At 73.9% G+C, this 14,035-nt stretch carries 13 protein-coding genes; 2 read left to right on the top strand and 11 right to left on the bottom strand.

Translation table 11 applies throughout. The annotated features are described in order from the left end of the window. Positions 1–288: 288 nt before the first annotated feature. From truB to rimP, 8 genes are all read right to left on the bottom strand, one after another. Positions 289–1,194, bottom strand: coding sequence for a tRNA pseudouridine(55) synthase TruB (truB, locus tag ACIOFR_RS31865; RefSeq protein WP_401002710.1), 906 nt, complete (start codon positions 1,192–1,194; stop codon positions 289–291). A 139-nt stretch (positions 1,195–1,333) separates the two neighbouring features. Further along, the gene (locus ACIOFR_RS31860; protein ID WP_401002709.1) at positions 1,334–2,425 is read right to left on the bottom strand and encodes a bifunctional oligoribonuclease/PAP phosphatase NrnA; all 1,092 of its coding nucleotides are present in this window, start codon (positions 2,423–2,425) and stop codon (positions 1,334–1,336) included. A 2-nt stretch (positions 2,426–2,427) separates the two neighbouring features. Continuing rightward, positions 2,428–2,877 carry a 30S ribosome-binding factor RbfA gene (rbfA, locus tag ACIOFR_RS31855; protein ID WP_371497111.1) on the bottom strand — a complete coding sequence of 150 codons (450 nt, stop codon included), beginning with the start codon at positions 2,875–2,877 and terminating at the stop codon, positions 2,428–2,430. 149 nt (positions 2,878–3,026) lie between these two features. After that, entirely contained in the window at positions 3,027–3,323 is a 297-nt protein-coding gene (locus ACIOFR_RS31850; protein ID WP_401002708.1) for a DUF503 domain-containing protein, read from the bottom strand. Between the two features lie 135 nt (positions 3,324–3,458). Continuing rightward, positions 3,459–6,599: a translation initiation factor IF-2 gene (infB, locus tag ACIOFR_RS31845; RefSeq protein ID WP_401002707.1), complete on the bottom strand. Its 3,141-nt coding sequence runs from the start codon at positions 6,597–6,599 to the stop codon at positions 3,459–3,461. 186 nt (positions 6,600–6,785) lie between these two features. Continuing rightward, a complete protein-coding gene (locus ACIOFR_RS31840) occupies positions 6,786–7,079 on the bottom strand; it encodes a YlxR family protein (RefSeq protein WP_401002732.1) in 294 nt (97 codons plus the stop codon). Positions 7,080–7,166: 87 nt separating this feature from the next. Continuing rightward, on the bottom strand, positions 7,167–8,165 hold the full coding sequence (gene nusA, locus ACIOFR_RS31835) for a transcription termination factor NusA (RefSeq protein ID WP_401002706.1): 999 nt from the start codon (positions 8,163–8,165) through the stop codon (positions 7,167–7,169). A gap of 51 nt (positions 8,166–8,216) precedes the next feature. Continuing rightward, positions 8,217–8,804, bottom strand: coding sequence for a ribosome maturation factor RimP (gene rimP, locus ACIOFR_RS31830; RefSeq protein ID WP_401002705.1), 588 nt, complete (start codon positions 8,802–8,804; stop codon positions 8,217–8,219). Positions 8,805–9,044: 240 nt separating this feature from the next. On the opposite strand from rimP, the gene ACIOFR_RS31825 reads away from it, so the two are divergent. Next, entirely contained in the window at positions 9,045–10,169 is a 1,125-nt protein-coding gene (locus ACIOFR_RS31825) for a ferritin-like domain-containing protein (protein ID WP_401002704.1), read from the top strand. A gap of 97 nt (positions 10,170–10,266) precedes the next feature. Then, complete coding sequence (locus tag ACIOFR_RS31820; protein WP_401002703.1) at positions 10,267–11,193, top strand: aminoglycoside phosphotransferase family protein; 927 nt, start codon at positions 10,267–10,269, stop codon at positions 11,191–11,193. Here ACIOFR_RS31820 and ACIOFR_RS31815 read toward each other — a convergent pair. The 3 genes from ACIOFR_RS31815 to ispG form a co-directional block, all read right to left on the bottom strand. Further along, positions 11,166–11,732, bottom strand: a complete 567-nt coding sequence (locus ACIOFR_RS31815) for a GNAT family N-acetyltransferase (protein ID WP_401002702.1) — start codon at positions 11,730–11,732, stop codon at positions 11,166–11,168. The genes ACIOFR_RS31820 and ACIOFR_RS31815 overlap by 28 nt on opposite strands. Positions 11,733–11,839: 107 nt before the next feature. Continuing rightward, the gene (locus ACIOFR_RS31810; RefSeq protein WP_401002731.1) at positions 11,840–12,715 is read right to left on the bottom strand and encodes a GNAT family N-acetyltransferase; all 876 of its coding nucleotides are present in this window, start codon (positions 12,713–12,715) and stop codon (positions 11,840–11,842) included. 127 nt (positions 12,716–12,842) lie between these two features. After that, on the bottom strand, positions 12,843–14,003 hold the full coding sequence (gene ispG / locus ACIOFR_RS31805; protein ID WP_401002701.1) for a flavodoxin-dependent (E)-4-hydroxy-3-methylbut-2-enyl-diphosphate synthase: 1,161 nt from the start codon (positions 14,001–14,003) through the stop codon (positions 12,843–12,845). Positions 14,004–14,035: the final 32 nt, after the last annotated feature.

Genomic DNA, 14,035 nt, shown 5'->3' with positions numbered 1-14,035 from the left:
CGCCGCGGGGAGCCTGCCCGGCCCGGCGGCCGCGTCACCGTGCCCGCTCCGTTCACCACGGTGGTTCGCCTCGCGCGCTCCCCCGTGGGGGTGAATCCCGGCGGCACCGGCCGCACCGCACCCGAACGGAGCACTCCCCCGAACGGCCACTCGCCCACGCACCACCGCCCGGCGGTCCCCCGGAACGCCCCCGCACGGCCGGCCGGACTCCGCACTCCCGGACGGACCCCGCACACGCGAACGGCCGCCGCCCGGTGCCGGGCGGCGGCCGTTGGGGCGCGAGGAGGCTCAGCCGACGAAGACGGCGACCGGGCGGGCGGCGCCGCCCTTCTCCTCCACCAGGGCCAGGAAGCGCCCGTCCGGGTCGAAGACCGCGATCGGTCCGTCCACGCCCAGCCCGGGCGCGCTGAGCTTCATGCCGTTGGACAGCAGCTTCGCCTGGTCGGCGTCGATGTCCCAGCGCGGGAAGGCCGCGGCGGCCGCCTCGGCGATCGGCAGCACCTCCAGCTTCTCCTCCAGCTGCTCCAGGGTGCGGGCCGACTCCACCCCGTACGGTCCGACCCTGGTGCGGCGCAGCGCGGTGAGGTGTCCGCCGACCCCGAGGTCCTCGCCCAGGTCGCGGGCGAGCGCCCGGATGTAGGTGCCGGAGGAGCACTCGACGGTGACGTCCAGGTCGATCACCGGGGTGCCGTCCTCGGCCACCGTCGCGCGGCGGTCGTGCACGGTGAAGGAGTGCACGGTGGTCGGGCGGGCCGGGATGTCGAACTCCTCGCCCTCGCGGACCCGGGTGTAGGAGCGCTTGCCGTCGATCTTGATCGCGCTGACCTTGGACGGGACCTGCATGATCTCGCCGGTGAGCTTCGCGACGCCCGCGTCGATCGCCTGGGCGCTCACGCCCTCGGCCGAGGAGGAGGCGGTGACCTCGCCCTCCCGGTCGTCGGTGACGGTCGTCTGGCCGAGCCGGACGGTGGCCTCGTAGGTCTTGGCGGTGAGCATCAGGTGTCCGAGCAGCCGGGTGGCCCGCTCCACCCCGATCACCAGCACGCCGGTGGCCATCGGGTCCAGCGTGCCCGCGTGCCCGACCTTCCTGGTCCCGGCCAGCCACCTGAGCTTGGCGACCACCCCGTGCGAGGTGATGCCCTCCGGCTTGTCGACGATGACCAGGCCGTCCGGGCCGGTTCCCTTGCGCTTCATCGGTTCTTCTCTGTGCGGGTGACGGGTGGACGGCCGGTCCGGCCGGCGGGTGACCGGGCCGTCCCGGCCGGGGCGTCGGGCCGGTGGGTCCGGCCCGGGTGTGCGGGCCCGCGGGTACGGGCCCGGCCGTGCGGCGGGGCTACGACCGGCGGTCCAGCGCCGCCCGGAAGCGGGCCATGGTGGCCGGTACGTCCTCGCGGGCGGCGAACCCGGCGGCGTACACGTGCCCGCCGCCGCCCAGCTCGGCGCAGACCGCGGCGACGTCGACGGTGCCCCGGGAGCGGCTGGAGCCGCGCAGGGTGCCGTCCGGGTCCTGCTTGAGGACGAGGGCGACCTCGGCCTCGGCCGGGCGCCGCAGCACGTCGATCAGGCCCTCCAGCTCCTCGACGGTGACGCCGTAGAGCACCAGGTCCTGGTACGGGACCCAGGTCCACACCAGCCCGCGGCCACCGGCCTGCTCGGGCTCGTAGCGGGCCCGGTCCAGGGCGGCGGCGAGCACCTTGAGGTAGCCGAAGGAGGAGGTGTCCCAGAGCTGGCGGGAGATCTCGTCGTGCCGGATGCCGGTGGCCAGCAGCCGCCCGGCCAGCTCGTGCGTGGCGGGGGTGGTGGCGGCGTACCGGAAGGAGCCGGTGTCGGTGGCGACGCCGGTGTAGAGGCAGGTGGCCAGCTGTTGGTCGAGCGGTACGCCGAGGCGGCGCAGCAGTTCGTCGACCAGGACGGCGGTGGCGGGGGCGGTCGGGTCGATCAGCCGGTGGGTGCCGAAGCCCGGGTTGGAGGCGTGGTGGTCGATGACCACCAGGACGGGCGCGGCGAAGGCCTTGTCGTGCAGCAGCCCCAACCGGCTCTCGGCGGCCACGTCGAAGCAGATCACCAGCTCCGGCTCGTCGGGCACCTCGGCCGCGGGCACCAGGAGTTCCTGGCCGGGCAGGAAGGACAGCGACTCGGGGACGACCTGGGGGTCGTCGCCGAACGAGACGCGCACCCGGTGGCCGAGCGAGCGCAGGGCGAGGCCGGCCGCGAGGGCCGAGCCGAGCGCGTCGCCGTCCGGGTTGATGTGGCAGATCAGGTCGATCACCGAGGCGCGGCCGATCGCCGCGACGGCGTGCTGCCACGCGTGCTCCAGACCCGGTGCCTCGGCCCGCGGGCCCGGAAGCACCGCGAGGGCGCCCTCCACCGTGCTGGTGGAGGCCGCCCCCGGGGTGGTGCCGGCCGGTGCCGGCTCGCCCGCCATGACTACTCGTCCTCGTCCGCGTCGTCGCGCTCGGAGCCCGGCACCCGGTAGGGGTCGGCCTCCCCGGCGTACGTGGCGCCGGCGGCGACGGTGCGGACCGCCGCGTCGGACTGCCGGGCGCGGTCGAGCAGGTCGTCGATGTTCTTGGCGTTGTCGGGCAGTGCGTCGGCCACGAAGGTCAGCGTCGGGGTGAACCGCACCCCGGTCTGCCTGCCGACCTCGGAACGCAGCACGCCCTTGGCGCTCTCCAGCGCCGCGGCGCTGGCCAGCCGCTCGGTCTCGTCACCGTAGACGGTGTAGAAGACTGTGGCCTCGCGCAGGTCCCCGGTGACCCGGGCGTCCGTGATGGTCACGTAGCCCAGCCGCGGGTCCTTGATCCGGCGCTGCAGGGTCTCGGCCACGACCACCTGGATGCGGTCTGCGAGCTTGCGCGCCCTTGCGGTGTCGGTCACGTTGCCTCCTCGTGCGGTGGGCTCGGTACCCGGGACAACACTCGCCCGGCGGGGCCCATGCCCCAAAGTACCCGCCCGCGCCCAGCCTTGTGGGCGCTCTCGGTCCTCGGCTCTGTGACGGTGGCGCCTGGGCACCACCGTCGCCGCTCTCAGTCATCGTCGTCGTTGTGCAACCGCCTCCGGGCGGAGAGCAGTTGCACTTCGGGGCGGCCGGCGACGAGCCGCTCACAGCTGTCCAGGATCTCGGTCACGTACCCGGCTTCGCCGGACACCACCGCCAGGCCGACCTCGGCCCTGCGGTGCAGCTCCTGGTTCCCGGTCTCCGCAGCGCACACGCTGTACTTGCGCTGCAGTTCGGCCACGATGGGCCGCACGATCGAACGCTTCTCCTTGAGCGAGTGGACGTCGCCGAGGAGCAGGTCGAAGGTGAGTGTTCCCACGAACATGTAAGACAGGTCTCGCCGACCTGGAGGCCTCGTAGGGACCGCCCGGGGAGGGCGGACGTACGTGGACCCTACACAGCGAGACCGGGGCCGGTCGACGGGAATTCACCCCCGTCGACCGGCCCCGGATCGCATCGCTTACGAGCGCGGCTTCTCGCGCATCTCGTAGGTCTCGATGACGTCCTCGACCTTGATGTCGTTGAACGACCCGAGGGTCACACCGGCCTCGAAGCCCTCGCGGACCTCGGTCGCGTCGTCCTTGAAGCGGCGCAGACCCTCGATGTTGAGGTTCTCCGCCACGACCTTGCCGTCGCGCAGCAGGCGGGCCTTGGTGTTGCGTCGGATGATGCCCTCGCGGACGAGCACACCGGCGATGTTGCCGAACTTGGAGGAACGGAACACCTCGCGGATCTCCGCGGAACCGAGGCGCACCTCCTCGTACTCCGGCTTGAGCATGCCCTTGAGGGCCGCCTCGATCTCCTCGATCGCCTGGTAGATGACCGAGTAGTACCGGATGTCGACGCCCTCGCGCTCGGCCGCGGTACGGGCACGCCCCTCGGCGCGCACGTTGAAGCCGATGATGATGGCGTCCGAGCCCATCGCCAGGTCCACGTCGGACTCGGTGATGGCACCCACACCGCGGTGCAGGATCCGGAGCTCGACCTCCTCGCCCACGTCCAGCTTGACGAGGGCGTCCTCAAGGGCTTCGACCGAACCGGAGACGTCACCCTTGATGATGAGGTTGAGCTTCTCGATGCTGCCGGCCGCCAGGGCCGCCTCGAAGCCTTCGAGCGAGACCCGGACACGACGCTGCGCGAAGGACGCGTTGCGGTCGCGGGCGGCACGCTTCTCGGCGATCTGGCGGGCCGTGCGGTCCTCGTCGACGACGATGAAGCTGTCGCCGGCGCGGGGCACCGAGGTGAGACCGAGCAGCAGGACCGGACGGGACGGGCCCGCCTCGGCGAGGCTGTTGCCGTTCTCGTCGAGCATGGCGCGGACACGGCCGTAGGCGTCGCCGACCACGATCGAGTCACCGACGCGGAGGGTACCGCGCTGGATGAGCAGCGTCGCCATGGCGCCGCGGCCCTTGTCGAGGTGGGCCTCGATCGCGATGCCCTGCGCGTCCTGCTCGGGGTTGGCCCGCAGGTCGAGCGAGGCGTCGGCGGTCAGGACGACCGCCTCCAGCAGCTGGTCGATGTTCAGACCCTGGCGCGCGGAGATGTCGACGAACATGGTGTCGCCGCCGTACTCCTCGGCCACCAGGCCGAACTCGGTCAGCTGACCGCGGACCTTGGTCGGGTCGGCGCCCTCGACGTCGATCTTGTTGACCGCGACCACGATCGGGACACCGGCGGCCTTGGCGTGGTTGAGCGCCTCGACCGTCTGCGGCATGACGCCGTCGTTGGCCGCGACCACCAGGATCGCGATGTCGGTGGACTTGGCACCACGGGCACGCATGGCGGAGAACGCCTCGTGACCCGGGGTGTCGAGGAAGGTGATCGGACGGTCCTCGCCGTTCACCGTCGCCGTGACCTGGTAGGCACCGATGTGCTGGGTGATGCCACCGGCCTCGCCGGCCACCACGTTGGTCTTGCGGATGGCGTCCAGCAGGCGGGTCTTACCGTGGTCGACGTGGCCCATGACGGTGACGACCGGCGGGCGGGCCGCCAGCATGTCCTCGTCGCCCTCGTCGGCGCCGAAGTCGATGTCGAACGACTCCAGCAGCTCACGGTCCTCGTCGTCCCGGCTGACGATCTCCAGGACGAAGCCCATCTCGCCGGCCAGCAGCTCCAGCGTGGCGTCCGAGACCGACTGGGTCGCGGTCACCATCTCGCCGAGGTTGAACATCACCGAGACGAGCGCCGCCGGGTTGGCGTTGATCTTCTCCGCGAAGTCCGTCAGCGAGGCACCGCGGGAGAGGCGAACGGTGGAACCGTTGCCGCGCGGCAGCATCACGCCGCCCACGGACGGGGCCTGCATGGCCTCGTACTCCTGGCGCTTCGCCCGCTTCGACTTGCGACCACGGGCCGGACGGCCACCGGGGCCACGGCCGAAGGCACCCTGCGTGCCACCACGGGCACCCGGGCCGCCGGGACGGCCGCCGAAGCCACCGGGACGGCCACCGCCGCCACCGAAGCCACCGCCACCGCCGCCACCCGGACGGGGGCCGCCGAAGCCGCCGCCGCCACCGGCCGGACGCGAGCCCGGGCCGGCCGGACGACCGGCGAAGCCGGGACGGGCGCCGCCGCCACCGGGCGCACCGGGACGGGCGCCGGGGCCGCCACCCGGGCGCGGGCCCGGACGCGGGCCGGGACCGGCCGGACGCTGCGGCATCATGCCCGGGTTCGGGCGCGGCATGCCGGACGGGCTGGGAGCACCCGGACGCGGGCCGGCCGGACGGGGCATGCCGTCCGGACGCGGACGGTCGCCGGCGGGACGCGGGGCGCCACCGGGGCCACCCTGACCCGGACGGGCCGGACGGTCGCCGGCCGGACGCGGGGCGCCACCGGGGCCACCCTGGCCCGGACGGGCCGGACGGTCGCCACCGGGACGCGGACGGTCACCGGCGGGAGCACCGCCGGGGCCACCCTGGCCCGGACGGGCCGGACGGTCGCCACCGGGACGCGGACGGTCGCCGCCGCCCTGGCCGGCCGGACGCGGGGCGCCGGGACGGGCCATGCCGGTGTTGCTGGACGTGAACGGGTTGTTGCCCGGACGCGGGCCGGCCGGACGCGGGCCCGGACGGGCCGCGGGGTTGGCCGGACGCGCGGCGGCCGGACGGGCGGCCGGAGCCGCGGCCTCGCCACCGGCCGGAGCCGGGGAGGAGAACTCGGCGGCCGGAGCAGCCGGAGCGGCCGGAGCCGCGGCGGCCGGGGCCGGAGCCGCCGGACGGGCGGCCGGACGCGGGCCGGGCGCCGGAGCGCCGGCCGGCTTGGCCGGGGCGGCCGGTGCCGGGGCGGCGGCCGCGGGGGTCGGACGGGGGCCCGGCGTCGCGGTCGGACGCGGGCCGGGGGTGGGAGCACCCGGGCGGGGTGCGGCCGCACCGGCGGAACCGCCGGTGGGCTGGGGCGCCGCGGGCTTCCGCGGGCCAGGCTTGGCGGACGCGCCACCGGACGGCGGCGTCGCTCCCAGAGCATCAGTCAACTTGCGCACGACCGGCGCCTCGATCGTCGAGGACGCCGAACGAACGAACTCGCCGAGCTCGGTGAGCTTGGCCATGACGGCCTTGCTCTCCAAGCCAAGCTCCTTGGCGAGTTCATATACCCGGACCTTAGCCACTTCACTCCTGTCTATGAGTCCGGGGTGGTCGTCCGCCGGACTGTCGCTACTTCATGGGCGTACTCATCGCGTACTCATCGAGTGCTCATCGCAATCTCGACCTACTTCCATCTCGCGAGGTACCTGACGTGACGCACGGCGTGCCGCCGCCATGCGCTGTGTGCGTGTTACGGGTGATCTGTCTCCTCAGGGCGTCGGCGAACCGCCCGCCCGGTCCTCGACACAGGCCCGCAGTGCGTCGGTGTCGAGCGACTCCTTGAGCCGGAAGGCCCTGGGAAACGCCCGGCGGCGTACCGCGAGGTCGAGGCAGCCAGGCTCGGGGTGCAGGTGAGCACCCCGGCCCGGCAGCGTGCCGCGCGGATCGGGGACGCACACGCCCTCGTTCACCACGACACGCAACAGCTCATGCTTGGCCGCTCGCTTGCGGCAGCCCACGCAGGTGCGTTCCGGGCATGCTCGGACATGCGTCCGGCCAGACAGAATCAAGTCTACCCCTCCGAAGGGACATGACGCCGCCCCGCCAACCAGGGGCGGGCGACGCACCGACGAACCACGCGGGGCGCGGGCCTATTCCCGGCCCTCGCCCTCCGGTGCCTCGGTGTCCGGACGGATGTCGATCCGCCAGCCGGTGAGGCGGGCGGCCAGGCGGGCGTTCTGGCCCTCCTTGCCGATCGCCAGCGACAGCTGGTAGTCCGGCACGATCACCCGTGCGGAGCGCTGCGCGAGGTCCACGATCTCGACCTTCGTCACCCGCGCGGGGGACAGCGCGGCGGCGACCATCTCGGCCGGGTCCTCCGACCAGTCCACGATGTCGATCTTCTCACCGTGCAGCTCCGCCATCACGTTGCGCACCCGGCCGCCCATCGGGCCGATGCAGGCGCCCTTGGCGTTCAGGCCCGAGCGGCGCGACCACACGGCGATCTTGGTGCGGTGGCCGGCCTCGCGGGCGATCGCGGCGATCTCCACCGAACCGTCGGCGATCTCCGGGACCTCCAGCGCGAACAGCCGCTTCACCAGGCTGGGGTGGGTGCGCGAGAGCGTCACGGACGGACCGCGGACACCGCGGCGCACGCCCACCACGTAGCACTTCAGCCGGGTGCCGTGCCGGTAGTCCTCACCGGGCACCTGCTCCTGCGGGGGCAGGATGGCCTCCAGCTTGCCGATGTCGACCAGGATGTTCTTGGGGTCGTTGCCCTGCTGGACGACACCGGTGACGATGTCGCCCTCCTTGCCCGCGTACTCGCCGAAGGTCTGGTCGTCCGCCGCGTCGCGCAGACGCTGCAGGATCACCTGCTTGGCGGTCGAGGCGGCGATCCGGCCGAAGCCGCTGGGGGTGTCGTCGAACTCCTTCGGCTCGACACCCTCCTCCAGCTCCGCCGGGTCCTCCAGCGCCCACACGGTCACGTGCCCGGTCTTGCGGTTCAGCTCGACCCGCGCCCGGCGGCGGGAGCCCTCGGTGCGGTGGTACGCGATGAGAAGCGCCGACTCGATCGACTCGACCAGCAGGTCGAACGGAACGCCCTTCTCGGTAACCAGCCCACGCAGGGCGCTCATGTCGATGTCCACGGCTACGCCTCCTCTTCACTCATCAGATTCACGGTGCGGTACCTCCGGTGACTACCGGTCCGCATCCTCGTCCGCCCCCTCGGAGGCGTCGTCCACGAAGTCCTCGTCCTCGTCCGCGGCGTCGTCGGCCAGGTCGGCCGCCGCGTCGAGCAGCTCGTCGTCCTTGCGGTTGAACTCGACCTGGACCCGCGCCCGGTCGATCTCGGCCCAGGCCAGGCGGCGCTCCTTCGGACGGCCGCGGCCCTTCACCGGCTGCACCTCGACCAGGACGCCGTCCTCGTCGCTCTCCAGCACCCGCGCGACGATCTCCTTGCCGTCCGCCAGGTGCACCTTGGCGAGCCGGCCCTCGGCCCGGCGCCAGTGGCGGGGCTCGTTCAGCGGGCGCTCGGCGCCCGGGGAGCCGACCTCCAGCAGGTAGGGCGCGGCGCCCATCAGGTCGGAGTCGTCCAGCACCTGACCCACCGCACGGCTGAACTCGGCGATCGCGTCGAGGTCCACGCCGCCGTCGGCGTCCACGTCGATCTGCACCTGGCGGCGGCTGCCGGCCTGGGTGACGGCGACGGTTTCGAGGTCCAGCCCGGCCTCGGCGGCCAGGGGCTCCAGCAGCGCGCGCAACCGATCGGTCTGGGTGGTGCTCATCCGGGTGACTCCTCGGGCGCGTCTGCTGTTGTCGAAGGTGCTAACTGAGAGCAGAGCCTATCGGGCCGACCCCCGAAACGCCGATTCCGACCTGACCGTGAGCCGCCTGGCGGACCCCGCTGCGAGCAAGGTCACAGTGTACGGATAGCGTCCATCCGGGCTCGAACTCGTGAGGGTCCGGTAATGATTCACGCAGCGGGGGGGCACCGGACCTCCCATGAGCGGACGGGAGCCCCCACGATGCTGTCCCCCACCCGGCGGACGGTCCTGTTCCTCGGCGCGCTCACCGGCGTCCAGCTGCTCTGCGGCTGCACCGACGAGCACGGGCCCGACGCCCCCACCGCCGAGCACCACCCGGACCAGGACCTGCCACTGCGCACCAGGGCGGTGGCCGCCACCGACGCGCTGCTCGCCGGGTACGACACCGTGCTGGCCGGCCCCGGCGCGGCCCAGGGGGACCTGCTGCGGCGCCAGCGCGAGGAGGTCGCCCAGCACCGGAGCGCACTCGCCCAGGGCCTGCCCGCAGCCACCGGGGCCACCACCACCGGAGCCACCGCCACCGCGGCCGCGTCCCCCACCGGATCCGCGCCCGCCCCCGCGCCCGCCCCCGCGTCCGGTGCCGCGATCGGCACGGTCGCCGCCCTGGCCGCCGCCGAACGGCAGACCGCCACCGACCGGCTCGCCGACCTGGACGCCGCCTCGCCCGCGCTGGCCAGACTGCTGGCCTCGGTGTCCGCCGCCGGTGCCCTGCACGCCACCCGGCTGGGTGACACCGGACCGGTCGGCGCACCCGCCGCCTCGCCCGTGCCCTCGGCCCCCGCGGCCGCCCCCACCCCCGGCACCGCCCCCGCCGCGTCCGGTGCGGCCTCCGGCACCCCCGCGCCGCTGCCGTCCGCCGCCGCGGCCGGCGCCCAGTCCGCGCTGGCCGCCGAGCACGCGGCGGTCTACGGCTACGGCGTCGCCTGCGCCTTCCTGCCGGTCGGCCGGCCGCGCGACGACGGCCGCACCGACTACCTCGCGCACCAGGCCCGGCGGGACGCCTGGGAACGGCTGCTGCGCTCCGGCGGGACCGGCCCGACCGCCGCGGCCGCCGGCTACCGGCTGCCCTTCGCGGTCAAGGACCAGGCCACCGCCGGCCAGCTGGCCGCCCACATCGAGACCCGGCTGACCACCGTCTACGCCGACGTGGTCGGCGCCGGCACCGGCCCGGTCCGGCTGCAGGCGGCCGGCGCGCTGCGGGAGAGCGTGCTGCGCGCCGCGCGCTGGGGCGCGGCGCCGTCCGCGCTGCCCGGTCTGCCGGCCCCCGCCGACACCTCGGCGAGCCCCTCCCTCAGCGGCTCACCGAGCGCCTCGCCGAGCCGCTGAACGGGTGCCGCCGCGAGCGCCTGACCAGCAGACTTCGTCCGATGCCCGAGAATGGGCCGGGCAGCACCCGAAGGGACGGACCGACCGAGAGGCCAGCATGCCGGCGCAACCAGGGCAGATCACCGTCCCCGAACGGCTGACCGAGACCGTCCGACTCTGGGAGGGCGCCGCGGGCCTCGACTGGCTGGCCGACCTGCCCGCCCGCTTCGAGGAGCAGCTCGCCCGCCGGGACCTCGTCCTGGAGCGCATCTGCGAGCCGGGCGGACGGATCAGCCTGGTCGGCTACGTGCACCGGGCCGACGACCTGGCCCCCGCCGTGCTCAAGCTCGGCGTGGTCAACCGGGAGACCGCCCAGGAGCACGCCGCGCTGACCCGTTGGGCCGGCCGCGGCGCCGTCCTGCTGCTGGCCGCCGAGCCGGAGCACGGAGTGCTGTTGCTGGAACGGCTGCACGGCGACATCCCGCTGCGCTCGCTCGCCGAGGCCAAGGCCATGCTGGAGGCCGCCGGGCTGCTCCAGCGGCTGTGGGTGGCGCCCGGCGACGACCACCCGTTCACCCCCGTCCGGGAACGCGTCGGCCAGTTGACCGAGCTGATCCGCGACCAGCGCGGGCTGCCCGGCGCGGCCGAGGCCCGGCCGCTGATCGACGAGGCGTTGGAGACCGCCGACGCCCTGCTCGCCGACGAGCCCGAGAGCCTGCTGCTGCACGGGGACTTCCACCACGGCAACGTCCTCGCCGCCGACCGGGCGCCGTGGCTGGCGATCGACCCCCGCCCGCTGGTCGGCGAGCGCGCCTACGACCTCGCCCGGCTGGCCCGGGACCGGCTGGACACCCTGGCCGGCTCGCCCGGCCAGCGCGCGGCACTGCGCCGCCGGCTGCACCAGCTCGCCGACGCCGTCGAGGTGGACCGGGACCGGCTGCGCGGCTGGACGCTGTTCCGCACGGTCGAGGCCGGGCTCTGGCACCTGTCCACCGGCGCGAGCGGACAGGCCGAGCTCTACCTGGAGTTCGCCTCCTGGCTGTGAGGCGCCCGCAGCGGCAGCGGGGCGCCCATCACCGCGTACGGGCGGAGCGTGTTGGGAAAGCGCACCGCCCGGGCCAGGTCCCGGTAGCCGAGCGCGCGGTAGAGCCGCCGGGCCGGGGTCTCCGCGTCGATCGCCGACAGGATCGAGCGGTCCTTGCCGGAGCGTTCGCAGAGCGTACGGATCAGGGCGCTGCCGACCCCGCGGCCCTGGAACTCGGGCAGCACGTGCAGCTCGGTGATGGCGAAGACACCGTCCAGCCAGTCCCCGTGACCGCCGGCCTCCAGGTACGGCTGGATCACCGTGCTCCACCAGTGCTCGCGGAGGTTGGGCATCCCGTAGCCGAAGCCCACCAGCCGGCCACCGGACATCGCGCCGAGCGCGATCACCCCCGGCTGGAGCGCGTGCCGCTCGACCAGCGGCAGCCGGACCGCCACCTCGGGCGGCTCCAGCCCGAAGGCGACCGCCTGCACCTCCAGTGCCGTCGGCGCCCACGCGGCCAGGTCGATGGCCTCGATCGTCACCTCGGTCAGCTGCTTCATGCCCCGGACGTTACTACTTCGCCGATTCCCCGGGCGATCATCCGCACGGAATTCCGCGGCCGCCGGCGCCGGTCCCGCATCCGGGCCCGCAACGGCGGCCGGGCCGGTCAGAACAGCACGCTCATGAAGGCGCCGACCTCGCGGAAACCCACCCGGCGGTACGCGGCGCGGGCCCGGACGTTGTAGTCGTTGACGTACAGCGAGACGGTGGGGGCGACCTCGCGCAGGGCGATGTCCAGGACGGCGGCCATCCCGGTCTCGGACAGGCCCCGGCCGCGGTACTCGGGGGCCACCCAGACCCCCTGGATCTGGCACGCGCCGGCGGTGACCGCGCCGACCTCGGCCTTGAAGACCACCCGGCCCTCGTCGTCGAAGCGGGCGAACGAGCGTCCGGCCGCGACCAGTTCGGCGACCCGGGCCTGGTACAGCAGGCCGCCGTCCCCGGCCAGCGGGGAGATGCCGACCTCCTCGGTGAACATCGCCACGCAGGCCGGCATCAGGTTCTCGACCTCGTTCCGGCGCACCCGCCGGACCAGCGGGTCCGGGGCCACCCCGGTGGCGGGGACGTCGGTGGCCATCAGCGGCTGGTGGCCGCGGACCTCGCGGGCCGGGCCCCAGCTGCGCTCCAGCAGCGCCCACAGCGCGGCGGTGGCCTCGGCGGGCCCGACGATCGAGGAGCAGCGGCGGCCCTGGCGGCGGGCCCGCTCGGCGAAGGCGCGGACGGCCTCGGGCCCGGCGTTGACGGGGACCAGGTTGGCACCGGCGTAGCAGAGCGCCTCCAGCCGGCCGTCCTCGCCGGACCAGCCCCACATCTCGCCGCCGAGCCGCCACGGATCGAGTCCGACGGCCTCCACCCGGGTGGCGACGAAGGCGTTGGCCACCGGATCGCGGTGGAGGACCGCCAGGGCGTCCTCCAGGTCCCGGGCCTCCAGCACGCGAGTGGCCGACAGGGCCCGGGCGACCTGGAACGGGCCGGGGAGCATCACACCTCGATCGAGCACGGGCACCTCTCTCGTCCAACTCTGCGGCACCCTACTCCCCTGAGGGCCGCACCAAGGCCGTGGGGCCGTCCGTGGGCGGACGGCCCCAGTCAGCGGCTGCGCCGGACGTCTACTCGGCGGCCGTCACGACCGGCAGGCCGGACTCGACGCCGTCGGCCTGCATCTGCTCGGCGAGCTTCAGCGCCTCCTCGATCAGGGTCTCGACGATCTTGGACTCGGGCACGGTCTTGATGACCTCGCCCTTGACGAAGATCTGGCCCTTGCCGTTGCCGGAGGCGACGCCCAGGTCGGCCTCGCGGGCCTCGCCGGGGCCGTTGACGACGCAGCCCATGACCGCGACGCGCAGCGGGACCTCCATGCCCTCCAGGCCGGCGGTGACCTCCTCGGCGAGCTTGTAGACGTCCACCTGGGCGCGGCCGCAGGACGGGCAGGAGACGATCTCCAGGCCGCGCTGGCGCAGGTTCAGCGACTCCAGGATCTGGTTGCCGACCTTGATCTCCTCGGCCGGCGGGGCGGAGAGCGAGACCCGGATGGTGTCGCCGATGCCCTCGGACAACAGCGCGCCGAACGCCACCGCGGACTTGATGGTGCCCTGGAAGGACGGGCCGGCCTCGGTGACGCCGAGGTGCAGCGGGTAGTCGCAGGCGGCGGCCAGCTGGCGGTAGGCGTTGATCATCACGACCGGGTCGTTGTGCTTGACCGAGATCTTGATGTCGCGGAAGTCGTGCTCCTCGAACAGCGAGCACTCCCACAGCGCGGACTCGACCAGCGCCTCCGGGGTGGCCCGGCCGTACTTCTCCAGCAGGCGCTTGTCGAGCGAGCCGGCGTTGACGCCGATCCGGATCGGGACGCCGGCGCTCTTGGCCGCCTTGGCGATCTCGCCGACCTTGTCGTCGAAGGCCTTGATGTTGCCCGGGTTCACCCGGACGGCGGCGCAGCCGGCGTCGATCGCGGCGAACACGTACTTGGGCTGGAAGTGGATGTCCGCGATGACCGGGATCTTGGACTTCTTGGCGATGATCGGCAGGGCGTCGGCGTCGTCCTGCGACGGCACCGCGACCCGGACGATCTGGCAGCCGGAGGCCGTCAGCTCGGCGATCTGCTGGAGCGTCGCGTTGATGTCGGAGGTCAGCGTGGTGGTCATCGACTGGACCGAGATCGGGGCGTCACCGCCGACCGGGACGTTGCCGACCATGATCTGCCGCGAGACGCGGCGGGTGGCCAGCGGCTTGAGCGGCAAGGACGGAATACCGAGCGAGATCGCGGTCATGTGCGCAGGGTTCCCCAGGTCGAGGTCGGTGA

This window comes from Kitasatospora sp. NPDC088346, assembly GCF_044740765.1.
GTDB lineage: Bacteria > Actinomycetota > Actinomycetes > Streptomycetales > Streptomycetaceae > Kitasatospora.
This window is presented reverse-complemented; position numbering and strand designations above follow the sequence as displayed.

Bases quoted from the DNA above. Each gene is read 5' to 3' on its own strand.
- truB (WP_401002710.1), bottom strand. From the start codon at position 1,194: ATGAAGCGCAAGGGAACCGGCCCGGACGGCCTGGTCATCGTCGACAAG.
- ACIOFR_RS31860 (WP_401002709.1), bottom strand. From the start codon at position 2,425: ATGGCGGGCGAGCCGGCACCGGCCGGCACCACCCCGGGGGCGGCCTCC.
- ACIOFR_RS31850 (WP_401002708.1), bottom strand. From the start codon at position 3,323: ATGTTCGTGGGAACACTCACCTTCGACCTGCTCCTCGGCGACGTCCAC.
- rimP (WP_401002705.1), bottom strand. From the start codon at position 8,804: ATGAGCACCACCCAGACCGATCGGTTGCGCGCGCTGCTGGAGCCCCTG.
- ACIOFR_RS31825 (WP_401002704.1), top strand. From the start codon at position 9,045: ATGCTGTCCCCCACCCGGCGGACGGTCCTGTTCCTCGGCGCGCTCACC.
- ACIOFR_RS31820 (WP_401002703.1), top strand. From the start codon at position 10,267: ATGCCGGCGCAACCAGGGCAGATCACCGTCCCCGAACGGCTGACCGAG.
- ACIOFR_RS31815 (WP_401002702.1), bottom strand. From the start codon at position 11,732: ATGAAGCAGCTGACCGAGGTGACGATCGAGGCCATCGACCTGGCCGCG.
- ACIOFR_RS31810 (WP_401002731.1), bottom strand. From the start codon at position 12,715: ATGCTCCCCGGCCCGTTCCAGGTCGCCCGGGCCCTGTCGGCCACTCGC.
- ispG (WP_401002701.1), bottom strand. From the start codon at position 14,003: ATGACCGCGATCTCGCTCGGTATTCCGTCCTTGCCGCTCAAGCCGCTG.